Origin of the sequence: Allopontixanthobacter sediminis (genome assembly GCF_009828115.1) — a bacterium.
Classification (GTDB): domain Bacteria; phylum Pseudomonadota; class Alphaproteobacteria; order Sphingomonadales; family Sphingomonadaceae; genus Allopontixanthobacter; species Allopontixanthobacter sediminis.
In genome coordinates, this window is record NZ_WTYL01000003.1 from 202,817 (window position 1) to 225,568 (window position 22,752).

Sequence of the window (22,752 nt, forward strand, 5' to 3'; positions counted from 1 at the left end):
CAAAGCCGACGGTTTATTCGGTTTCATAGCCCATTTTTTCGGCCCATGGCCGCAGGATTGGCATTACCGGTGACAAGTGATCGGCATAGCGGCGCCAACGGTAACGTGCGCGCGAGTAAAGTTCTTCGCCGATCTGCGAATAGCTGGCCGTACGGACCCGGCCGCGCGTCCGGGCCGTTGCGGTATGATCGAGCAATTGGTCGTCCCAGTCGAGATCCAGCCATTCGAGCAACGGCGAAAGTTCCGTTTGCGGGCCGACCACCAGTCGTTCGTAACGCACCCGGTGAACGTCAACCGGGAAGAGTTGCAGGCTGCATTCCCATGCCGAAAAGACCGTATCATAGGTCAGTGCAGCTTCTTGCAATGAGGTGAAACTGCGCATGGCGAAATTCATCTGGAAATTCGCCATGAAACAGCTGAACACGACATCGTAGGGATGGCGTTCCGCCATGATGATCTTCGCGTTGGGGAACAGCCGGTGGATGAAGGGAATACGGTCCATGTTCAGGGGGTGCTTGTCCACCAGCCAGCGGGTGTCGTCCCAACCGTACTCCCGCGCGAATTCGAAATAAGCTGCGCGAAGTTCGCCGATCCGCCCGGGCGTGAGAGCGGCTATATCGTCTTCCCCGACCAGACGGCGAGTACGCGCTGTCATCGGACGTTCTTCAAGTACCGACAGCCCCGGCTGACCCATCAGCATCGTATCGAGCAGGGTTGTGCCGGAGCGGGGAAAACCGACCAGGAACACAGGATCGCGGGGTTCCTGCGGTACGTCGACATCGTTCCAGCCTTGCGCCCACGAATCCGTCCAGCCCGACATCGTTTCCTGCAGTTGTTCGCGGTAGGTCAAGCCCGCGGCAGGCGGCGTTGCCGCCAAGGCTTCTTCGTTCATGCGGGTGAACGCGGAAAACGCTGCATCTGCATCGCCAAGGCGGTCGGCAATCCCGCCGACAAGATGGAAGCGTCGCATCGGATGGATTGATTCGGGGATCTTTTCCGCGAACGCTGCCGCGTCTTCGAAGCGGTCCTGGCGGCGTGCGAGCCAGGCGGAAAGGAAGGCGGTCTCGGCGCCCATTTTCCGATCTTCCACCCGCTCGACCAGGTTTGCCAGATCGTCGACCCGGTTAAGGCTTTCGTAGATCACTCCAAGTTCGATGTAGCCGTCGCTGTTGTCACCCGGCAGCGCGATTGCTTCCTCCAACCGGGCGATCGCCGCTTCGGGCTCGTCAAGGCGGGCGTGGGTAATGCCCAATTCGATAAGGACACGCTGGTTGTCCGGCGCGATCCGGTGTGCATCGAGCAGCGCTGTGAGACGGGGCCGGTATCGCTCGGCTGTGTTCAGGACGTCAGCCAGGTTCAAATAGATCGAAACCTCCGACGGAGCTATCGAGATCGCGCGCTCGAACGCCTCGATTGCTCCGTCATGGTCGCCGGTCCTCGCGAGGATATTTCCAAGGTTGTTCCAACTGGCCAGATCGTCCGGGTCCGCAGCAATCGCCCTGCGGTAGGCCGCTGCCGCCGCTTCGAGGTCATTTGCTTGCTGGCGGATGTAGCCGTCAATTCGCGCCAGGTCAGGGTGGGCCGCACCATCGGCTATCCGCAGGGCGTCTTCGGCCCGGCCCGTTTCCAGCAGCGCTCGTGCAAGATTGACGCGGCTGGGGTGGTCGGCCGGATTGATCGCAATCAAGGCCTCCAGATGCGGGATTGCCCGGGCCGGTAAACCTAGGCGAAGCGCTGCAAGGCTTGCCACCGCGTGATAGGGCGCACGGTCCGCTGCCGAAGCTGCACCGGCCTCAGCGATTTCGAGCGCACCGGAGTTATCGGCCATGCTTAGCCGTTCCATCGCGGCGATCAATTGCCGGGGCGGCTGGTTCAATGTGCTCGTGGAATCCGTCATTCAGGTAAACTCTGTTTGGGCCGGGCGATATCGAACGCGATGGTCAGGCGTTCTCCCGATGAAAAGGGACGCGTACCATGCCACATGGTCGACGGAAATAGGACAAGCTTGCCCGGCGCGGGTTCGATCAATTCGATAGGTTTCAGATCCGGCACCAGTTCGCGGCACTCTCCCAACGATAGCCAGCCCGCCGTGTCTTTCCCCGATGCGGAGCGGCCCACACTTTCCGGCAGCGCGATATATAATGCGGAACTGATCCACCCGTGGCTATGGACGTGGTCACTATGGTAGCCCGCTCCGAACAGGCGAACCGACCATGATCCCGCGACACGTTGTGGTTTCCGTTCGGTGATCAAAGTGGGGTGGCCGTTACGGGCAGGCGGAAACTGCGCGACATGTGTCCTGACCGTGTCCAGTATCGTCTGCCTCAGCGGGCGGATCAATTCGTCATCGCGAAGCAGCAGGTTTCCGTCCGTCTGGGTGCCGCCGCGTACCGATTGGTCAAGCGGAGCTGCGGACGCGAAATGGAGCGACCGCAAATGTTCGGCGAGCGCGGCCCAATCGGCGACGGAAGCAGAAAGGTCGTATGTCCGGACCAACTCCTTGTCACCTTCCAGCCAGGCGTGGCGTTGATCGCTGGTAAGTCGCCACACCAGGGATATGTAAGGCCAGAGCTGATTTTGATGGTCAGCCGGCATCCACTGTTCGAGGAGCCCTGCGGCGTCGTCGATCCTGCCGGCCCGGATCATATGACGTGCACGAAACGAAACGGCGTTGATGTCGGGCGGGGGCGGGACGGACGCAAACAGGCCTTCCGCGCGAAGGTGATCGCCGCTTTCGGAAGCCACATGCGCGGCGATATCCTGCGACCAGGCCTCGTCGCCGATCTGTGCAGCGGCGGATCGTATCGCTGCTTCGGCCCCGGATAAGTTGCGCGCTTCGAGCAGGGTGTAAACTCGCAATTCGTGCAGCGGCCGATGCATTGGAAAGCGTTGGAGCGCCTGCTCGATCGATCTTAGCGAATCCCGCCCGCATTGGCCGGCAAGCCGCGCTAGCGAGCGATGACCGTCGATCCATTGCGGGTTATCTACCAGCACGCCCGCCATGTATTCTGCCGCGGCCCCAGCCTGCCCCTCCTGCGTCAATGCCGCTGTCCGGCCCAGTATCGCCGAAGCGTCGTTGGGGGCAAGCTGGATAGCCTTGTCGAACAGGGATACACTCGAATGCCCTGCCTCCAACGCGGCGCGAGCATGCGAATGGGCGATTAGCGGGTCGTGAGGGGCCAGGCGGGCGGCTGCTGCAAAAGCGCCGAGCGCAAGACGGCTATCGCCGGAAGCGCGGGCTGCAAGTCCGACCAGCTGCTGCATGCGGGGATCATCCGGGAATTTTCGTGCGGCAGCGATGGCAGAGGGCAGCAGGATCTCCGCAAAATCTTCGCGTAGCAGGCGGATGCCAAGTTCGAATGCCTTGGCAGGATCGCCAATCGGAAAATCACGGACTAAGGCGCGCGCCTGATCGTGGTTCATCGCAACCAATCCTCGACAGGGGTGTCCTGCACAAACAGAAACGGCGGGCCAAATGGCCCGCCGTCTCCTTTTTCATTCGGGTAACGCTTAGAAATCGAGCGTCACACCAGCGTAGATATACCGTCCGAGCGCATCATAAACCTGCGCGAACACGTTTCCGTTACAGAAACCGGCAGGGCAGGACTGCGAACCGGTGGTTGGCGGTGCCTTGTCGAACACGTTGTTCGCGCCAAGACGGAAGTCGAAATTGTCGCCAACTTCCCAGTTGAAGGTGAGATCGAAGTAGCTGATCGAATCGAAACCAGCGTTACCGGGACGGGCAATGCCGCCTGGAGCCGGGCCGCTGGCAGCGGTGCTTCCGAGGTTGGTATTGTCTTCGAGAGCGTCGAGAGTGACGTTACCGAAATACCTCCAACGAACCGATGCACCCATCCCGCTTGGCAGGTCGAAGCCCACGCGGGCCGTGTGACGCCATTCAGGGGTCGGTGTACCGCAGGTGTTGCCGTACAGACCAACGCAGTCATAGGTCTGGTCCTGGCCGGGGACGGTTACCCCGGTATCAAGCACCAATTCGTCCAGCCACGTACCGACGAAACTCAGGCTCAGGCGGCCTGCGTTGCCGACCTGGGTCCGGTAGCTGGCGTTGACGTCGACACCCGAGGTCGAGAGACCACCGATGTTCTGCTGCAGGTTGGTCACGAAACCGCCGGAAGAACGCCACAGCGAACCTGACGGGTCGCGGTTTACCAGCGAACAGAATTCCGGATCGGCCGTTGCGGTACACGCTGCGACGATCGTATCTGCGCCAATTCCCTGGATCGCATCTTCAATCTTGATGTTGAAGTAGTCGACGCTGAGAGCGAGGCCGGGGACGAAGGTTGGCGTAAGCACTGCACCGACAGTGTAGGTGTCGGCGGTTTCAGGCAGCAGGTTCGGGTTACCGCCGATCAGGCCGTTGTACTGATCCGCAGGGTTCGGAGCGACCGTCTGGCCAACCGAAAGACCCTGAGCAAGACAGCCCGTGTCAGCAGCCGTGATCGCGAAGCCCGAGCATGGATCGGTCGAACCATCGAGCGCTACACGCTGCGGAGCGAACAGATCCTGGACTGTCGGTGCACGAACAGCACGGTTGTAACCACCGCGGAGACGGATGTCAGGGATCGGGGCGAATTCGCCTTCGATCTTGTAGGTGTCAGTTGTGGCACCCGTGCTGTAATCCGAATAGCGGTAGCCGCCGGTGATGCTGAAGTCATAAACCCAGCTATTGCGAGCGATCGGCACGTTAATTTCGGTGAAGAATTCCTTCACGTCGAACGAACCCGATACCGGCAGGGTTGGCGCACCCTGACCAGCGAGATCGCCGGTCTGGAACGCGGTGTCGGAACTGAATTCCAGCTTTTCCTTGCGGTATTCAGCACCGAACACGACGCCTACGCCGTCATCCGCCCAAGGCGACTTGAAGCCGTACTGGCCCAGCGCACCCGAGACATAACCCGAAATGACTTGCTCGGTCACAATCCCGCGCGAGAAGCCCGGAGTGGAGAGATAGGCAATCGATTCAGGCGAAGGTGTAGTCGTGCCAGGTGAGAAGATATCCCATGGCACGCAGTTTGGATCGGTTCCGTCCAGCGCCGAGCGGCAGACAGGGTTGCCGTTAACATCGTTCACCACGTCAAGCGCACGATTGATCCGGGTGACCGAGAAGTCATTCAGATAGGTCTGTGCGAAGTTGGTACGACCGTACTGGTAATAGGTATCATACGACCATACCGGGCTGAGATCGCCCTTGACGCCGAGTACGGCGCGGTAGCTGGTGTGCTGAAGATCGTCCTGACGCGGACCACCTTCGACGTTCCGGCGCAGGACTTGCGCGAAACCGCGGTTATAGGTTGCACCAGTCGTCGGATCGATGAAATCGAACGGCGTGGTCCCGAGCAGAGGTTCTCCAAGGCCGCGGTCGATACGGGCCTGGTTTTCAGCAGCAGCGTTACCGACTACGAAGAACGCATCACCCGGAGCCGGGCTGACGAGAAGGTTTTCGTCATCGCAGATAAGAGCCAGCTGCGAAGCACCCAGCAGCGGGTTGTCGCAGTTGAGCGACAGCGAGTTGCCGAAGTCACCCGATGGAGCGATCTGGGCGACCGTGCGGTCGTCCATGAACATGAATTCCATGTACGGCTTGATCGCGTCGGAGATTTCGTAATCCGCGAAGACGCCGGCCGTATAACGTTCGTCAGGACGCTGGAAGTAGTTCGTCGGCGCGAAGTTGAACGGAGTGAAACCAGGCGCAATGCCGCGGTTTGGAGCGAACTGATAGGTCAGCGAAGTGAAGTTGGCGGTCCGTGGATCGTCGCTGTCGTATGCAAACAGTGTACCGGTTGGCGAAGTGGCCGAGCCACCGCAGCTGTAGAGCTGGCCGTCCGCATCGAACTGCGCCTTGGTCCGGCCAGAAAGTGCGCAAGCCGAATAGTCACGGCTTGCCTGCACGACCGGGTTGATCTTGCGATAGCCGACATAGGCACTTACCCGGCCGCGGCCGTCATCAAAGCTGGAACCGAACGCGAGCGTGGCGTCGAAAGTTCCGCCATCCGTCGACATCCCGCGGGGATAGCCAAATCCGCGCGCATCGAGCGGATCGGTGTAGGCGCTGTTGTTACGGTTGTCATGATTGTAGACCGAATACTGGGTGTCGAGCTTGAAGCCTTCGAAATCGGTATCCAGCACGAAGTTGACCACACCGGCCACGGCGTCCGCACCATAAACCGACGAAGCACCGCCGGTCAGCACGTCGACGCGTTCGATCATTGCGGCCGGGATCACGTTGATGTCGGCTGCAGAGGTCGTTGGATCGCCTGGTACCAAGCGGCGGCCATTGACGAGAACCAGCGTCCGCTCGGAACCGAGGCCGCGAAGGTTAAGTGTTGCGGTACCGGTCGAACCGTTGGAGACATTGGAACCCTGCGCGGCAAATACCTGCGGCAGCGAGTTCACCAGATCTTCAACTCGGGTCGTGCCGGTCTGGGTGATTTCTTCGGCTGAAACCACAGTGATCGGGCTTGCCGATTCAAGGTTCGCCTGACGGATACGAGTGCCGGTAACAACAATCGGGTCGCCGACTTCTGTCTGGACACCGGTTGCAGACGTCACGCCAACATTGGTATCATCGTCGGTTGTCTGACCAAACGCCGGGGCGCTGATCATCGCGATACCGAGAGCTAGCGGAGCAACGCCAGCCTTGAGTGAGATGGATTTTTTCATTTGGAATAGGTCCCCTTGAAAAAGCCGTTTCTAAGGCCTCTAACTTACGAGCTTGGCAGAACGAAAAGTGTTCGAACTAACCTGCTGCAGTGCACACCGGTTGCGTTAATCGACCGTCAATCGCAATGGAATTTAACCCGTTTGCCGAGTTTGCAAATGTCGTGTGTCTTTCGTGCAACGCGCGCATTTGGTAGGGTTGGCAGGCTCGGAAACGCATATCTGCAGTCCGCCACTTGACCGCTCAACCGCTGGTTCCTAACCGACGGGCCAAATAAAACTTAAGGAGCCTGAAATGACCGCTGCCTATATTGTCGACGCCGTCAGAACCGCCGGAGGGCGCCGCGGGGGCCGACTGGCCGAGGTCCATCCGGTCGATCTGGCGGCTGCCTCGCTGGATGCGCTGGTGGCGCGTTGCGGGATCGATCCGGCAACGGTTGAAGACGTCATCATGGGCTGTGTCAGCCAGGCTGGGGAACAGGCCATGCAGGTCGGTCGCAATGCGGTTCTGGCCAGCAAGCTGCTGCCGGAATCGACGCCCGCGGTCTCGATCGACCGGCAGTGCGGATCGTCGCAGCAGGCAATCCAGTTCGCCGCTCAGGCCGTGATGTCCGGTACCCAGGATGTGGTTATCGCCGCCGGTGTCGAGAGCATGAGCCGCGTGCCTATGGGCTCGACCGCCAGCTTTCACATGAAAGAAGGCCTCGGGATGTACAAATCCCCGGGCCTGGAGGAAAAATACCCCGGCATCATGTGGTCGCAGTTCATGGGCGCGGAAATGCTGGTGGACAAGCACGGCTTCACCAAGGACGATCTTGACCGCTTTGCCTACGAAAGCCACCGCAAGGCGATCGCCGCCACGCAGGCGGGCGCGTTTGACGCGGAAATCGTCCCTATCACCATCGATACACCCGAAGGCGAACAACAGCACACCGTTGACGAGGGCATCCGGTTCGAGGCGACATTGGAAAGCATCGCGTCGGTCAAGCTGCTGAGCGAAAAGGGCCGGATCACCGCTGCATCCGCCAGCCAGATTTGCGACGGTTCCAGCGCGGCGCTGATCGTGTCGGAGAAAGTGCTGAAGGAGCATGGCCTGACCCCGCTCGCGCGGATCCACAATTTGACCGTGACCGCCGGCGATCCGGTGATCATGCTGGAAGAACCGCTATTCGCTACCGACCGTGCCTTGCAGCGGGCTGGCATGTCGATCTACGACATCGACCTTTTCGAAGTGAACGAAGCGTTTGCCTCTGTTCCTTTGGCGTGGCTCAAGCACACCGGTGCGGATCCCGAAAAGCTCAACGTGAACGGCGGGGCGATCGCGCTGGGTCATCCGCTCGGTGCGTCGGGCACCAAGTTAATGGCGACCTTGCTGCATGCGCTGAAGGCCCGCGGCAAGCGCTACGGTTTGCAGACGATGTGCGAAGGCGGCGGCGTTGCCAACGTCACCATCGTGGAAGCGCTCTAGACGAACGCCATACAGGCGCACAAAAAATTGAAAACAAAGGGATTTATGGATATGTTCTTGGATAGCAACACTGCCGCGGTCGTTACCGGCGCGGCATCGGGTCTCGGCGAAGCAACTGCGCGTGCGCTCGCAGCCAAAGGCGTGAAGGTCGCAATTTTCGATCTTCAGGAAGAAAAGGGCAAGCAGGTGGCGGCGGACATTGGCGGCATTTTCTGTGAAGTGAATGTCACGGACGATGCCTCGGTCGATGCCGGTTTCGCCAAGGCACGCGAAGCGCACGGTCAGGAACGCATCTTGGTCAACTGCGCCGGGGTCGGCAATGCGATCAAGACTGCTAGCCGGTCCAAGACCGACGGTTCGATCAAGCATTTTCCCCTCGATGCGTTCAATTTCATTATCCAGATCAACCTCGTCGGCACGTTCCGCTGCCTCGCCAAATCGGCGGCCGGGATGTTGACCCTCGATCCGCTTGAAGACGGCGCCCGCGGTGCGATCGTGAACACGGCCAGCGTCGCTGCCGAAGATGGCCAGATGGGGCAGGCCGCCTACTCCGCATCCAAGGGCGGGGTGGTCGGAATGACCCTGCCGATCGCACGCGACCTGATGAGCGAAGGCATCCGGGTGAACACCATCCTGCCAGGGATCTTCAACACCCCGCTGATGAACGCCGCCCCCGATGCGGTGAAGGACGCGCTGGCGGCGTCGGTGCCGTTCCCCAAGCGCCTCGGGTATCCCGAGGAATATGCGCAACTGGCGCTGGCGATGATCGGAAACGGTTACTTCAACGGTGAAGATGTGCGTCTCGACGGCGGTATTCGGATGGCGCCGCGCTGATCGGACCGGATTGACGGCGACAAGGAGAGCGCGATGGGCGAGTTCAGCCAGATCAAATACGAGGTCGACGGCCCGATCGCGACCATCACGCTCAACCGGCCGGAAAAAATGAACGCCTACACCCGGCACATGATGCGCGAAATCTGCGCGGCAATGGATCTGGCAGACGGCGACGACGCGGTGCGGGCGGTAATCTTTACCGGTGCAGGAAACGGGGCTTTCTGTGCGGGAGCGGACTTGACGCCCGAAGGCGGGGGAGGGCCGTTTTCCAGCGACGATCCGGTTGACGATCTGGGGGACGACAGTGTCCGCGATGGCGGCGGGCGCCTGACACTGCGTTTGTTCCAGTCGACCAAGCCCCTAATTTGCGCCTGTAACGGGGTTGCCGTGGGGGTGGGGGCGACCATGCAACTGGCAATGGATTTCCGGCTGGCTGCGGACACCGCGCGTTACGGATTTGTCTTTGCACGGCGCGGCATCGTGCCCGAGGCGTCGTCCAGTTGGTTCCTCCCGAAGCTGGTGGGTATTTCGCAGGCCTTGGAATGGTGCATGACCGGGCGCGTATTCGGAGCGGACGAGGCGCTGCGCGGCGGGCTTGTGCGGTCCGTTCACCCGGCGGCGGAATTGCTCGGCACAGCGCGGGCATTGGCGCTCGAAATCGCAGACAACACGTCCGCTGTGTCAATCGCCATGACCCGGGCGATGCTGTGGCGCCTGTCCTCCGCTGAACACCCGATGACGGCGCACCGCGTGGACAGCCGGTCGATATTCCGGCTTTCCAAATCCGCGGATGCGCAGGAGGGCATCCAGAGCTTCCTTGAAAAGCGCGAGCCCGAATTCCCCTGCAAAGTAACCAGCGACATGCCCGATTTTTATCCATGGTGGGACGAGCCCGAATACCGCTAGTGGTGAACTTATCCCGCATCATCGCAGACCCGGTACCTTGTTTTCCCGCCCTGCTTCGTTAGGAATCAAGTGGATGCCAGATACCGCTTCCCAAGCCTTGAGCCTTGCGCAGTTCCTGCCGTACCAGCTTTCGATAACGTCGAACGCTGTCAGCAACCGGATTGCCGAGGTTTATCGCAGCGAGTTCGGACTTAAAGTCACCGAATGGCGGGTGATGGCGGTGCTCGGGGATAGCGGTCCCCTGACCCAGAGAAGGCTGACCGATCTCACAGTGATGGACAAGGTGGCGGTCAACCGCGCCTGCAAAGTCCTCGAAGACCGCGACCTGATCAGCCGGGAGCCGAATGCCGACGACGGACGTTCCCACTTGCTGGCGCTGACCGATGCTGGCTGGAAAGTGCACGACCGGATCGTTCCGATGGCGCGGGCGATGGAGAGCCGGCTAATGGAACCGCTCGACGACGCCGAGCGCCGGGTGTTCATTTCCCTGTTGAAACGACTACGAGACCAATCGGAAGAAATCGGTCCCGCAGTCGCCACTGGCAACTGCGGGACCAAGTAATTTCAGGATGCTGGCCGATTGCTCGGTCTGCTTTGTGTTATTTCGGCGTGCCGTCCGAGAAGGCATCGCTGATCGAACAGGCCGCGGGGCCAAGGATCACAACGAACAGCACCGGCAGGATGAACAGGATCAATGGAATGGTCATGATTGCTGGCAGGCGGGCTGCCTTTTCTTCTGCGCGCATCATCCGCTCGTTGCGGAATTCGGCCGACAGCACGCGCAGTGCCGACGCCAGCGGCGTACCATAACGTTCGGTCTGGACCATGGTGGTAACCACGCCCTTCACAGATTCTAGGTCGACGCGATAAGCCAGGTTGTTGAAAGCCATCTTGCGCTCGGTCAGGAAGGACAACTCAATTGCGGTTAAGGCGAATTCGTCGCCCAGTTCGGGATAGGCCCGTCCCAGTTCCTTGGCCACGCGGTTGAACGCAGCATCGACCGTCAAACCGGCTTCGGCGCAGATGACCAGCAGGTCGAGTGCGTCGGGCAAACCTTTGCGGACCAAGTCGGTGCGCTTCTTGGCCTTGTTCTGCAAGTACACTTCGGGACCTTTATATCCCGCAAGGAGCGAAACGGCGAACCCGCCGAAACGTTTGAAGCTGCCCCATTCGGGGAAAATGTCGGACAAGTAGAACACGTAGGCACCGATCGCACCAAGTATGATCGGCAAGATCATCCGGGCAAGAATGACCACCACGGCCAGTTCCTTGTTACGGATCCCGGCGTGTGCCAGCTTTTGCTGGACCGCTTCGATCTGGCTCTGCTGCAGAACCTTAAGACCGGAAAGCGTGTCCTTGACGCGCTCCGTACCTTCGGTTTTGCGCAGCAGGCTGGTTCGTTTCTTCGCGCTGGATTTGACAATCCCGGCCTTCAGTTCGTCGCGACGGGCGTTAAGAGCCTTCACGCGGCTGGCCATCGGGTCCCTGACAGTAACAGCGGCGTAAATGGCGAGAACCACTGCAAAGGCGGCAACGCCGGCCATGATCGTGCCTACTAAGAGCACGTCGAAGCCGAGCAGTGTTGGTCCGGGCGGGGTGTTGATCATTTTCTGTGTTCCTCGCTCAGATCTCGAAGCTAACCATTTTAGCCATGATGAAAGCCCCAAGGGACATCCAGACGGCGCCGCCCATACCGATCACCATCAGACGTTCGTCGGTAAAGAAGGTCCCGATGTACTTCGGGTTGATCCACCAGATCATGCCAAAGACAATAAACGGAAGGGCGCCCACGATATACGCGGAAGCCTTGGATTCCGAGCTCATGGCGCGGATCTTGAGCTTCATCTGCGCACGTTTGCGGAGCACGTCACCAAGATTCGAGAGGGTTTCCGCCAGGTTGCCGCCGGTTTCCCGCTGGATTGCCAGGGTAATGCAGAAGAAGTTGAATTCCGCAATGCCCAGACGGTCGGCAGTTTCCTGTAGCGCTTCCTCCATTGTTCGCCCGATCCGGATACGTTCGACGACGCCTTTGAATTCCAGGCCGACCGGGCCGGGAACTTCCTGAGCGACAACGCCTAGCGTTTCAGTTACTGGCAGGCCGGAGCGCAGGCCCCGAACGAGCAGATCGATAGCGTCGGGAAATTTGGTGTTGAACTGGCCTGTGCGCCGCTTGATGTGAAAATTGACCACCATGTGCGGGAGGCCCGCGCCAACGAAGAACCCGAGGCCGAGCGCGAGCAGGGAGGCTCCTGACTGGAGAAACACTATCACCGCCACCATCAGCCCGAGGCCGAGCGAGGTATAAAGATATTGGCTTACGGTCCAGGTCTTGCCAGAGCGATCCAGCCGTCCAGCAAGGGCTTCCATGCGTGATCCGGAACCGGCCACTTTGAAAGCCTTCGGCTTGCGCGCCGCAATCGCCTTCTTGAGCTGCGATTCAACTTTTGTGTCCGTGCTCTGGGAATGGCGGAAGCGCACGGCTTCGAGCCGGCGATGGCTGGCTTTGCCAACCGATGGTCCGGCCACCAGCACGTATGCGATCGCCATAAGAGCGAACACTCCGCAGATAACCAGCACTAGCGGTAAAGTGGCCATGGTAATGTCCAGCCTTTCCTACAATTCACAAAAATCGAACGACGGGCTGCCGCGCCTGAATGGTCCGGCAGTCCCACCGCCGGCTCACTCGGCAGGAGCCGATACCTTCTTTTCTTTCTTGGCCAACAACGACTTGAGATCGAAATTGCCGAGCAGGCTTTTCTTCTCTGGCTTGGCACCTTCGGCCAACTCGTCGCTGGAACCGACGATATAATCGCCCAGCTGGCGGATGACCGCGCTCGACTTGTTCGAACGGTTAGCATCCGCAAAGGTCTGGCCCAGCTTGGCAGCGTTCGCTGCGGCCTTCGCGTCGTACGGGATCGTGAAGTCGATTTTCCGTTCGATCGATGCTTCGAAATCGGCCTTGCTGATCTCCATGATCGATGACTGGACCTTGTTGGCAACGATCACCGGATGCGCATGAGACGCATTGGTTTTCAGCCAGGACAATATCCGGATCGTGTCGCGGGCTGACGCCAGCGTCATGTCCGTAGCGAGCACCACGACGTTCACATCTGCCAGCAAGTGCGGGAAGTTGATCAGCATGTTGCGTGGCAAGTCGATCATTGTCATTTCGAACGCCTGGCGGAATTCTTCCTCCAGCTGCACGAATGCAGCCCCGTCGGTCATCAGCGGCGAGTTGATCGGCGCTTCTGCGGACAGGATCGCCAGGTTTTCGCCGGCTCGGATCATGGCGCGTTCGATGAACAGTCCGTCGATCCGGCTTGGATTATCTATCGCATCCGTCAATCCGCGGCCCGGTTCAAGATCCAGCGCCAAGGCGCCGGTGCCGAAATGGACATCGAGGTCGAGCAGCGCCGTCGGCATCTTGTGTTCGGAAGCGAACAGCCACGCAAGCGAGGTCGCCAGCATCGACGCGCCGACACCGCCCCGGGTCCCGACAACTGCGGTCGAGATGTGCCGCTTGGCAGCATCGGGATCGCTGTGCTTGGGCGAAGAAAACACCGCCTGGGCCTGTGTCAGGGAATCACGCAGCTGGCCCGCAGAAAGCGGTTTCAGTAGGTAATCGTGGATCCCACTACCGAGAAGGTCGCGGTACAGCCGTACGTCATTGACCTGGCCGATGGCAATCACCACCGTGCCGGGTTCGCAGACCTCTGCGAGGGCGTTGATGTCGTTCAACGGATCGCCGCTTTCGGACAGGTCGACCATCAGGATGTTCGGGCTGGCCGCAACCGATAGAGACTGGACCGCGTTGCGCAGGCCGCCCTTGTTACATTTTTCCGGCTGCCAGCCGAGTTCGATCACTACCGGCCGCAGGACATCCAGGGCAGCTTCATCACAGATGAAGGCAGCAAAGGGGTCGCGGTTGCCAGCAGCGCCAGGTTTCCATGGAGCGTTCATCAAAATTCCCCTTATTCTGCGCCTGAGGTGGTCTGCGCTAGGCCACCTTCACCGGTTGGTACTTGTTTGCGATAGCTCGCAATTGCCTTCGTAGACGTGGTGACCACGGTCTCGCCCGTACCCTTCTGACCGGTAATCAGGTCTTCAGGGTTGGCGACCATCGCCGCGAGATTGCTGTTGGTCGCGCAGCCGTAATTCGCGCGTGTAGCGTTGTTGAAATTGGCGTCGGACGTTTCCGACCAGTCCGGACAGCCCGGAACCGATGCGGTGGATCGTGTGACCACGACCCGGGCCGCGCCGGGTTCTACGTAACCCGCCGTCACCGGTGCGCCCTCTTCGACCAGCACGCCATGGCGCCCGGCCAGTTTGCTGACCACTTCGCGCGTGGCCTGGCTCATCATCGGGTCATCGATCGAGATCCGGTCGCCATAGCGCAGATCAAGGGTTTCGAACCACGCTGCAAGCCGCTGCTGTTCGGAGATCGAGAGGCCGCCGGCCCCGGCCTGGACGTCGAGGGTGAAATTGGTCCGTTCGACAACCGGTTGGCGCATGCTGTCGAGGCCGCGATTGCTCGGCATTCCGCCGCAAGCGCTTAGAGCCAGTCCCAGCGAGAGCGCGAGAACGCCAGTCAGTTTGCGATGTGTTGCAATAGGCATTGTGTTCACCTTTCTCACTTGAGGCTGAAGCCGGGAACGGCGGATGCATCGGCAGTGCGTTCGTTGCTATGCTTGGTTTTCCGCGCATCCGCCGAACGTTCGTCTGGCTGCCCGTCCGGGCCTGTGCCGGTCGGGTCATACCCGGACACCGATGGGGACGCGGCATCTTGGCCGCGCACGGTCGGCACCGGGCGGCTTCCACCGCTGATACCGTCATTGTCCTGGAAGCCCAGCAGGCTCTGAAGTTCGGTTGCGGCGCGGAAGCCGTCCGTAGGCAATTTGATTTGGCTCGCATCGACGGGTTGCACCAGATACGGTGTCACGATGATGACCAGTTCGGTTTCACCGCGGCGGAACGAACGCGAACGGAACAGATTGCCCAGGATCGGCAAGTCGCCGGCACCAGGTGTCTTGTCGATCGTGTTCTGTGCGTTGTTGCTCATCAGGCCAGCGATCATGAAGCTCTGGCCGGAGCCAAGCTCCACGGTCGTTTCTGCCCGGCGCACTGTCAGTGCCGGGATCGTAAAGCCTTCGATCGTGATGGCACCTTGCGAGGACAATTCGGAAACCTCAGGACGCACGCGGATGGAGATCCGGCCATTGGCAAGGACGGTCGGAGTGTAGGCCAGACTTACCCCGAATTTGCGGAATTCGATCGACGTCGTGCCAAGGCCGCCGCTGCTTGGGATCGGAAACTCACCGCCCGCAAGGAAGTCAGCAGTTTCGCCGGAAAGGGCGGTCAGGTTTGGTTGTGACAGAGTGGTAACCAGGCCCTCGGTCTCAGCCAGATCCAGTGCGGCCCCCAAGTCGAGGCCCAGAAAGCGGCCAAAGCCGGCAATTGTCGAACCCACGGGATTGGAAGTAACCACGGATGTACCAGGCGTTGCCTCGGTTACGCCGCCGAAAAGCGGCCCCCCGGGCGTGTATTGCGTAATCGCTCCGCGCCCTTGCCCGATGCCGAACTTGAAGCCACTGCTACTGTCAGCGCTGACCAGGTTGGTGCCGATGGTGCGAACCAGCGAACGGCTGACTTCGGCGAACCGGACCTGCAAATTGACCTGAAGCGGGGTCGCCATTTTCAGACGGCTGATGACATTGCTGTCTTCGCCGACGAACGCCTGCACCAGTCGTTCGGCTTCGGCGGCATCTTCCGGTGCCGCGACGGTCCCGGTCAGCAGAACGGTGTTGGTGCCCATGGTGGAAACCGAGATTTTCGCTTCGGGCATAGCCATGTTCAGCATCTGGTCGACACTGTCGAGGTTTGAACCAACGCGGATGTTGGCCGACCATACGATGTCGCCGGCCGCGTTGCTGGCATAGACTGTGGTCTCGCCGCCCGCTTTGGCAAACAGGTAAAGTTGGCGCTGGGACTTGACCTGCACGTCGGCAATCGCTTCGTTGGCGACAAACACATCGGCCATTGAACCGGGAACCGTGACCAGTTCGCCGCGGCCGATGGACAGGACGATATCCTGCGCTGGGCTACGGACGGACTGGGCGTATGCGGTGCCTGCTTCCATCCCGGTGATCCCGCCGGCAAACGGCGCAACAGCGATGGCGGAAAGCAGCAAGGTAGCTGTCAGACGGCGTTTCATGGAGGTGCCCCTTGATTTCGTGCCATTGATCTGGCGGGCGAGAATTGGTGTTGCTCGGCTCATCTCAGTTTCTCCCCACAGGAACTTCGACGGTTGCTTTGCCGCGGGTTACTCGAACCACTGGGCCTGTCGGCCGAGCTGGCTCGCCAGGACGAGTGTAGGTTTCGCCGCCAGCTGCCTGCGGAGTCTTCGCTGTAGGAACGGTCCGCCGCTGGAAACGCGATACATCGCTTCCGGTAACGAAGGTCGAACCCTGGTCGCTGGGACGAGATACCGCCTTGGCCAGGATCATTTCTTCTTCTTCCGGCGTGGCGTTATCGGGAACCTTGATATCCCCGGCGGCAATGGCGCGGTCGAGCTCGGCCTGGTTGTCAGCGATGGAACGCAGCGACAGGCTGAGTGAGCCAATAGTTTGTGCCACAGCGATCTTCTCGGCGATCTTCGGGGTTACTTCGAGAGTTACGGTGCGGAACTGGCGGACCACTGTCTTGCCTTCGACCGTTTCCTGGGTGGTCGACTGGTCGGTCGCGAGAACCCGCATGTTGCGGAGGAAAGTTTCGGCCGCTTTCAGGTCGGCGCCGTCATCGTCACCAGCGACCGTCTGGGTCAGCACGATGTCGACCCGGTCGCCCGGAAACACGAAGCCAGCAACGCCGGTCTTGGCGGACACCGGAACGGTAACCGCCCGCATGCCGGGACCGAGAGCCGCTGCGAGGAAGCCGCGGTCACCCGGAGCCACTAGCGATCCCTGGGTAACCGGCTCGCCGGCAGAGATCTGGTAGCGGACAACCGTGCCCAGCAGCTTGGTGATGTCGGACTCGCCATCAAGAAAGTAGGCGTCCTGGACCAGTTCTTCCGGCCACTGCTGGAAGCTGATTGAATCCGCCGTGATGATCGTGCCGACCGGGAGGCCTCGTTGCGCGACCAGAACCTTGGGCCCTTGGGGTACTGCTGCAGCCTGGGCTACAGGTGCAGAATTCCCTGCGAACATGCTCCGCGCTGCAAGTGCCGTGCCGACCGCAATGATCAGCGCGCAAAGCAAAAGAGCGAGTTTCTTCCTATCCATGGCTGTTAAGCCCCCTCATTCGGCCCGCAGAAAAAGTCGTATGGGCGTTGTGTTGTGGTAGTTACGTGACGTTGGTTAAAATCCGGTTTACCCCACCGTCGCGCCGACGGCGGTGCCGGCGGCAGGCAGGTAATGAACGCTGATGACCCACAGGCCGGCAGCGGAAATTGCGACGCCATACGGGATGGCCAGTCGGTCGCGCTGGCGGCGAGCGATATGCCAAGCTCCCATCACGATCGTCAGTATGCCGCCAAGCAGCGCCATGATGATCACCATTTCGAGAAACCACTCCGGCTTTACCCACAGTGCAAGCGCGGTAAGCAATTTGACATCACCGCCGCCCATCGCGCCTAACGCGAACAGACCCGCCAGAATTGCGAAGGCGCCAAGCGCGACACCGAGTTGCATGGCCACATCGGGCCACAGTGCCAATCCGCCGCTCCACCAGAAAAGCGGGGCGGCAAGTACGATGCTGGCGTTGAGCCAATTGTTGATCTGGCGCCGCCGAATATCGGTGAATGCCGCGATCAGCAGCGCGATTGCCAAGGCAATCAGCAATCCGTAGTGGAAATATTCGTTTAGCACTGAAGCCCCCAAAATCCCTATGGAAGGCTTCTTACTGATGATGGCTTACCAAATAGTAACCAACCGTTGGAGGTTAGCATTAGGCAATACGATACACCCGCGGTGAACCCTGATGGCGGAGGCCCGGCGATTGATCGGCGCGCAATCCCGGTGAACGCGACCGAAAGCGCGTGGGGCGCGCCAGACGGCCACCAAATTCGCCGGATCGACTGGCCCTCCGGTGCGGCAGGCGAAAACGCCCCGCCGCGAGGCTCGATCCTGTTTGTGCCAGGCCGCGGAGATGCTTACGAAAAATACCTCGAAACGCTGGAGCAGTGGTCTCGGGCAGGGTGGCGGGTAACCGCGGCGGACTGGCGAGGGCAAGCCGGTTCGGGCCGCCTCGGCAACGATCCGGTTACCGGGCACATCGGGGATTTCTCGACCTGGATCGACGATATTGCCGCGTTCTGGACCGATTGGAAAACGGCTACTCCCGGGCCGCATGTAATCGCCGGCCATTCAATGGGGGGCCATCTGGTGCTCAGGGCATTGGCTGAACACCGGGTCGATGCTGACGCAGTGGTGTTGTCGGCACCGATGTTGGGATATGTCGGCACTGTGCTTCCTTTGCGAGTCATGCACGGGGCGGCGAAGATAATGGCGCGGCTGGGGGACCGTACACGTCCGGCCTGGAAATGGAGCGAAAAACCCGGAGAGGTTCCCGCGGGACGGATCGACTTGCTGACGCATGACAAGGACCGTTACGAGGACGAATTGTGGTGGCGTCAGCAGCGGCCTGAACTGGTAATGGGGCCGGGCAGTTGGGGCTGGGTCGAACGCAGCTACGCCTCGATCCGCGGACTGGACAGGCCCGGTGTGCTCGAAGCGGTGACCACACCTGTGCTGCTGATCGGCACCACCAACGACAGGCTGGTTGAAATGGCTGCGATCGAACGCGCTGCGAACCGCTTGCCGCACGGAGAACTGCTCCGGCTCGGCAAGGAGGCGAGGCACGAGGTTCTTCGTGAAGTGGACGATGTGCGCGACCGTGTGATGGCGGCGATTGCCGACTTTCTTGACCGGGTCGTTCCCGTGCATGACGCGTCATGAATTGGCAGGGAATAGGCCATCTTGGCTGACGCATACGATTTCGCGATTATCGGGGCCGGGATGGCAGGCGCCAGCCTGGCCGCCGAACTCGCCGCCTGTGGCCGGGTGCTGGTGCTGGAGGCCGAGGACCGGCCAGGCTACCACGCAACTGGCCGGTCGGCAGCGTTTTGGGAGGAATGCTACGGCGGTCCGGGGGTAGTGCCGCTTACGCTCGCTTCGGGTCCGTACCTGCAAAGCCACGGGTTCTTGTCGCAGATCGGCGCTCTTTATATCGGGCGGGACGAGGACGCGGGCTTGCTCGATGACTTCATGGAACGGTTTGCGAATAGCGGAGCGACCATTGAACGGCTCGGCGCAGCCGAAGTATCGGCGCGTGTTCCGGGACTGCTGCCGGCGTGGACCGGCGGCGTCTGGGAACCCGCCTGCGCCGATATCGATGTCGCGGGTCTGCACGGACATTATCTCGGGATGATGCGCAAGGGCGGGGTCAAACTCGTAACCCGGGCGCGCTTGGCCGCAGCCCGGCACGACGCCCAAGGATGGCTGCTGACAACGACAGCCGGCGCGGAATATACGGCAAGCGTGGTCATCAACGCCGCGGGCGCGTGGGCAGACGAGGTTGCGCAAGTTGCGGGGGTAGAGCCGCTCGGCATTTCGCCGATGCGGCGGACAGTAGCCCAATTGAGGGTCGACCCGCCGCCGCCCGAACACTTGCCACTGGTGCTGGACATTGCCGGCAATTTCTACTTTCGCGCGGAAAACGGGCGGCTGTGGCTTAGCCCCCATGACGAGCACCCGTCGCCGCCGTGCGACGCGGCGCCTGATGAATTCTCTGTTGCCACGGCGATCGAGCGACTGGAACGGGTCACGGATTGGCGGGTGGAGCATGTCGAACATAAATGGGCCGGTTTGCGCAGTTTTGCTCCGGACCGGCTGCCGGTATACGGCTTCGATACGCGGCAGCCCAATTTCTTCTGGTTTGCCGGTCAGGGCGGGTTCGGCATTCAGACCGCACCCGCCGCAGCGCGACTGGCGTCGCAAGTCATTGGGAATAAAACGCAAGAGGCAATGACGAAGGGACTTGATCCGTCTAAATATTCACCAGGACGGTTTAGCTAGATTTATTTTTATCAGCAGTTAAATTACTCTCGCTAATTCGCAAGTAGGGGAGGCGGCTGGATGGCCCACCATTTCAAGATCAAGAAAAACAAGGCCGGCGAATTCGTGGCCTATTTCATGTACAATTCGGAAGCGATTTTCTGGACCGAAGGCTATGCAAGCCGGGCGAGTGCGAAAAACGCTATTTCCTCGATCCAGAAAAATGGCCCCGGCGCAGAGATTGTGGACGAGACCGCGGCCTGACATTTCCGATCAGGGAAGGGCCCGCCTAGCTGGCTCTTCCCGCCACGGCCTGAGCCTGCTCGGCAGCATCGCTGGCTAGCCGGTCGACGCGGTCATTCTCCGGATGGCCATTATGGCCTTTCACCCAGTGCCAGTCGACCTGGTGATGCTTTACCGCTTCGATCAATTCGTGCCACAGGTCCTCGTTACGGACCGGCTTCTTGCTAGCCGTCTTCCAGCCATTGCGTTGCCAGCCGTCGATCCACTTGGTCATGCCGTCGAGCACATACTTGCTGTCGGTATAAAGATCGATCGCGCAAGGTTCGATCAGTGCGTTCAAGGCCCGGATAACGGCGGTCATTTCCATCCGGTTGTTGGTGGTGTCAGCTTCGGAGCCCGCAATTTCTTTCTCGTGCTTGCCCATTCGCAGCAGTGCGCCCCAGCCGCCTGGGCCGGGATTGCCCTTGCAGGCGCCATCGGTGAAAATCTCAACGTGCTTCATCGGTCCGTCCTTGCCTCAACCGGCCGGTGAGGGGAAGATGCTGCGACCATTCTGACTGTAGAATTCCAGCCGCCGGATAAAATCCACCGGATCCTTGCGTTCCACAAGCGCATCGCCCGGAGTGTTTATCCAGTCGAACGACCGGGTCGCGGCGAACCGCATCGCCGCCCCCTGCGCCAGCAGCGGCATTGCGCTGCGTTCCGCGTCGGATAGCGGCCGGACGGTTTCGTAGCCAGCCATCAGCGCTTTGCCAATTTCCGGCCTGAAAACGCGTCCTCCCTTGTCGAAGCACCAGGCCGCATGAGTCACAGCCAGATCATAGGCAATGATGTCGGTGCAGGCGAAGTAGAAATCTATCAGGCCGGAGACGCGGTTGCCCAGCATCAGGACATTGTCCGGAAACAGATCGGCATGGATTGTCCCCCGCGGAAGGTGCTCGGGCCATTCCGCCCGAAACTGCGGCATGTATCGGTCCACCGCCGCTGGAAGGTCGCGATCGATGTCGCCCAAATGGTCCCCGCATTGGTCGAACAGGGTCTTCCAGTCGTCCGGACGCAGGTCATTCGTCCGGGACGCGATGAAATCCGCCGAAGCCAGGTGGATTCCGGCCAGCGCCCGTCCCACGGCATTTGCCTGCGCTTCGCTCGGATTGTCTATCGAAACGCCCGGAAGAAACTCGATCATGGCGACCGCCTTACCATCTACCAGGCGCGACGCTCCGCCAGAGCGGTCGTGGATCGTTCGCGGAACCGGGCTACCCGCTGCGGACAGATGGTCGAGCAAGGCGAGGAAGAACGGCAAATCGCCCAGTTCGATCCGCCGCTCGTACATTGTCAGGATGAACCGGGTTTGCGGCTTGTTGTTCGAATCCAGCGCGCCGGCGGAGCCGGTCGTTTCGATAAGCCAGTTGCTGTTGGAGACGCCTTCCGCAATGCCCTTTGCCGATACCAGTTCGCCCACGTCATACTCGGCGATCAGCGCTGCAAAATCTCCCGCGCCAAGGTGGGTGTATACCGCCAACCGCCTGGCCCGCCTATTCGGTCAGCTGGCGCGGCAGCTTGAAGACCATCTTTTCCACCGCGCTGACCAGCGTATGTTCTTCTACCGTCCGCCACTCCGACAAGCGGTCGACAACCTCGCGGACGAGCTTTTCCGGAGCGGACGCGCCCGCCGTCAGGCCGAGCGTACCGACGCCCTCGAGCCATGCGCGATCGATATCGTCGGCGCGCTGGATCAACCGGGCCTCGGTGCCGCATTTCTCCGCAACTTCGACCAGCCTCACGGAATTGGAACTGTTGGGCGAACCGATCACCAGCACCAGATCGCTGCCGGGTGCGATTTCCTTCACCGCGGCCTGCCGGTTGGATGTAGCGTAGCAAATGTCTTCCGCTTTCGGTCCGACAATCTGGGGGAATTTCAGCCGGATAGCCTCGACCATCGCAGCTGTGTCATCGACCGAGAGGGTCGTCTGCGTCAGGAACGACAATTCCGTGCCTGGTGCAAACTCGAGTAGCTCCACATCCTTCATCGTTTCCACCAGGGTCATCTGCCCTTCGGGAACCTGGCCCATGGTGCCGATGACCTCAGGGTGGCCGCGATGGCCGATGAACAGGATGTGCCGACCGGCCTCGATCTGGCGTTCGGCCTGACGGTGCACTTTGCTGACCAGCGGGCAGGTCGCGTCGAGATAATCCAGCCCGCGCCGCTGCGCTTCTTGCGGCACCGATTTGGGCACGCCGTGCGCGCTGAACACTACCGGGGCACCATCCGGTACCTCATCCAGCTCTTCTACGAAGATCGCGCCTTTGGCCTTGAGACCTTCGACAACGTATTGATTGTGGACAATCTCGTGGCGAACATAGACCGGGCTGCCATACCGCTCGAGCGAGCGTTCCACGATCTCGATCGCGCGGTCCACACCGGCGCAAAATCCGCGTGGTGCGGCGATCAGCAGGGTGAGCGCGGGGCGCACGTCCGTGTCCGAACCGGAAGCGGAGCCAGGGCGGGCGTTATGCAAGGGAGCGTTCATGTCTCCGCCTCTAGCGCTTTGCGGTCCAGCCCGCTAGGGCCAC

General features: G+C 60.7%; 20 protein-coding genes. 7 read left to right on the top strand and 13 right to left on the bottom strand.

Annotated elements, in window-relative coordinates; translation table 11 throughout:
• Positions 1–13 precede the first annotated feature (13 nt).
• The 3 genes from GRI65_RS11780 to GRI65_RS11790 all read right to left on the bottom strand — a co-directional run bounded on the left by GRI65_RS11780 (position 14) and on the right by GRI65_RS11790 (position 6,681).
• Complete coding sequence (locus GRI65_RS11780) at positions 14–1,897, bottom strand: tetratricopeptide repeat-containing sulfotransferase family protein (protein WP_160756764.1); 1,884 nt, start codon at positions 1,895–1,897, stop codon at positions 14–16.
• Positions 1,894–3,423 carry a putative 2OG-Fe(II) oxygenase gene (locus GRI65_RS11785; RefSeq protein ID WP_160756765.1) on the bottom strand — a complete coding sequence of 510 codons (1,530 nt, stop codon included), beginning with the start codon at positions 3,421–3,423 and terminating at the stop codon, positions 1,894–1,896. Before GRI65_RS11785 ends, GRI65_RS11780 begins: the two co-directional genes overlap by 4 nt.
• Before the next feature lie 87 nt (positions 3,424–3,510).
• Positions 3,511–6,681, bottom strand: coding sequence for a TonB-dependent receptor domain-containing protein (locus GRI65_RS11790; RefSeq protein ID WP_160756766.1), 3,171 nt, complete (start codon positions 6,679–6,681; stop codon positions 3,511–3,513).
• A gap of 292 nt (positions 6,682–6,973) precedes the next feature.
• Between GRI65_RS11790 and GRI65_RS11795 the strand changes: the two genes are divergently transcribed.
• From GRI65_RS11795 to GRI65_RS11810, 4 genes are all read left to right on the top strand, one after another.
• Positions 6,974–8,146 (top strand): acetyl-CoA C-acetyltransferase, encoded by a 1,173-nt coding sequence (locus GRI65_RS11795; protein WP_160756767.1) that lies wholly within the window; start codon positions 6,974–6,976, stop codon positions 8,144–8,146.
• A gap of 51 nt (positions 8,147–8,197) precedes the next feature.
• Positions 8,198–8,980: an SDR family NAD(P)-dependent oxidoreductase gene (locus GRI65_RS11800; RefSeq protein ID WP_160757121.1), complete on the top strand. Its 783-nt coding sequence runs from the start codon at positions 8,198–8,200 to the stop codon at positions 8,978–8,980.
• 33 nt (positions 8,981–9,013) lie between these two features.
• Entirely contained in the window at positions 9,014–9,886 is an 873-nt protein-coding gene (locus GRI65_RS11805) for a crotonase/enoyl-CoA hydratase family protein (protein WP_160756768.1), read from the top strand.
• A 73-nt stretch (positions 9,887–9,959) separates the two neighbouring features.
• Entirely contained in the window at positions 9,960–10,448 is a 489-nt protein-coding gene (locus tag GRI65_RS11810; protein ID WP_160756769.1) for a MarR family winged helix-turn-helix transcriptional regulator, read from the top strand.
• A 37-nt stretch (positions 10,449–10,485) separates the two neighbouring features.
• On the opposite strand, the gene GRI65_RS11815 is transcribed toward GRI65_RS11810, so the two are convergent.
• The 7 genes from GRI65_RS11815 to GRI65_RS11845 form a co-directional block, all read right to left on the bottom strand.
• Entirely contained in the window at positions 10,486–11,493 is a 1,008-nt protein-coding gene (locus tag GRI65_RS11815) for a type II secretion system F family protein (protein ID WP_160756770.1), read from the bottom strand.
• Between the two features lie 16 nt (positions 11,494–11,509).
• Entirely contained in the window at positions 11,510–12,481 is a 972-nt protein-coding gene (locus GRI65_RS11820; RefSeq protein ID WP_160756771.1) for a type II secretion system F family protein, read from the bottom strand.
• Between the two features lie 84 nt (positions 12,482–12,565).
• Complete coding sequence (locus GRI65_RS11825; RefSeq protein WP_160756772.1) at positions 12,566–13,846, bottom strand: pilus assembly protein CpaE; 1,281 nt, start codon at positions 13,844–13,846, stop codon at positions 12,566–12,568.
• 11 nt (positions 13,847–13,857) lie between these two features.
• Positions 13,858–14,502, bottom strand: coding sequence for a CpaD family pilus assembly protein (locus GRI65_RS11830; protein WP_160756773.1), 645 nt, complete (start codon positions 14,500–14,502; stop codon positions 13,858–13,860).
• A gap of 14 nt (positions 14,503–14,516) precedes the next feature.
• A complete protein-coding gene (locus tag GRI65_RS11835) occupies positions 14,517–16,097 on the bottom strand; it encodes a type II and III secretion system protein family protein (protein ID WP_160756774.1) in 1,581 nt (526 codons plus the stop codon).
• A 64-nt stretch (positions 16,098–16,161) separates the two neighbouring features.
• The gene (gene cpaB, locus GRI65_RS11840; RefSeq protein WP_160756775.1) at positions 16,162–17,163 is read right to left on the bottom strand and encodes a Flp pilus assembly protein CpaB; all 1,002 of its coding nucleotides are present in this window, start codon (positions 17,161–17,163) and stop codon (positions 16,162–16,164) included.
• Between the two features lie 87 nt (positions 17,164–17,250).
• A complete protein-coding gene (locus GRI65_RS11845) occupies positions 17,251–17,748 on the bottom strand; it encodes an A24 family peptidase (protein ID WP_160756776.1) in 498 nt (165 codons plus the stop codon).
• 150 nt (positions 17,749–17,898) lie between these two features.
• Here GRI65_RS11845 and GRI65_RS11850 point away from each other — a divergent pair, with 150 nt between their 5' ends.
• Genes GRI65_RS11850 through GRI65_RS11860 form a run of 3 tightly spaced genes read left to right on the top strand, consistent with a single transcriptional unit; the run spans position 17,899 to position 20,199 of the window.
• Positions 17,899–18,837, top strand: a complete 939-nt coding sequence (locus tag GRI65_RS11850; RefSeq protein ID WP_332872646.1) for an alpha/beta hydrolase — start codon at positions 17,899–17,901, stop codon at positions 18,835–18,837.
• Positions 18,838–18,858: 21 nt separating this feature from the next.
• Positions 18,859–19,956 carry an NAD(P)/FAD-dependent oxidoreductase gene (locus tag GRI65_RS11855; RefSeq protein WP_160756778.1) on the top strand — a complete coding sequence of 366 codons (1,098 nt, stop codon included), beginning with the start codon at positions 18,859–18,861 and terminating at the stop codon, positions 19,954–19,956.
• A gap of 60 nt (positions 19,957–20,016) precedes the next feature.
• Positions 20,017–20,199, top strand: a complete 183-nt coding sequence (locus GRI65_RS11860) for a YegP family protein (RefSeq protein ID WP_160756779.1) — start codon at positions 20,017–20,019, stop codon at positions 20,197–20,199.
• A 25-nt stretch (positions 20,200–20,224) separates the two neighbouring features.
• Here the strand turns inward: GRI65_RS11860 and rnhA are convergent, their stop codons facing one another.
• The 3 genes from rnhA to ispH are packed head-to-tail and all read right to left on the bottom strand — an operon-like array spanning position 20,225 to position 22,709.
• The gene (rnhA, locus tag GRI65_RS11865) at positions 20,225–20,680 is read right to left on the bottom strand and encodes a ribonuclease HI (RefSeq protein ID WP_160756780.1); all 456 of its coding nucleotides are present in this window, start codon (positions 20,678–20,680) and stop codon (positions 20,225–20,227) included.
• Positions 20,681–20,695: 15 nt separating this feature from the next.
• Positions 20,696–21,700 (bottom strand): homoserine kinase, encoded by a 1,005-nt coding sequence (gene thrB / locus GRI65_RS11870; RefSeq protein WP_160756781.1) that lies wholly within the window; start codon positions 21,698–21,700, stop codon positions 20,696–20,698.
• Between the two features lie 13 nt (positions 21,701–21,713).
• Positions 21,714–22,709: a 4-hydroxy-3-methylbut-2-enyl diphosphate reductase gene (gene ispH, locus GRI65_RS11875; protein ID WP_160756782.1), complete on the bottom strand. Its 996-nt coding sequence runs from the start codon at positions 22,707–22,709 to the stop codon at positions 21,714–21,716.
• Positions 22,710–22,752 lie beyond the last annotated feature (43 nt).